The following is a 233-nucleotide window of genomic DNA, read 5'->3' on the forward strand; positions in this document are numbered from 1 at the left end:
GTACGGGTGGCGGCATCGCGAAACGCGATCGCCACGGCGTCGCCGCTGCGGCTGATGCCGGCGTGACGGATTGCAAACCTTGCACGCGCTTATTGAGCACGGCTTTGGTATCGACTTGCATGAGAAAATGCACACCGCCACGCAGATCGAGCCCGAGATACATAGGCAGGGCATTGAGACTTTGCATCCACTTCGGCGTATTCGAGAGCAAATTGAACGCCACCGTGTAGGTC

1 protein-coding gene is annotated in these 233 nt (G+C 58.4%); it reads right to left on the reverse strand.

What is annotated here, in order from left to right:
• Positions 1 to 233, reverse strand: a 233-nt coding sequence (locus QN347_RS20055; RefSeq protein ID WP_323494438.1) for a hypothetical protein, incomplete at both ends; no start/stop codon positions are given.

It is taken from the genome of Sphingomonas sp. 10B4 (assembly GCF_035019905.1).
Lineage (GTDB): Bacteria > Pseudomonadota > Alphaproteobacteria > Sphingomonadales > Sphingomonadaceae > Sphingomonas > Sphingomonas glacialis.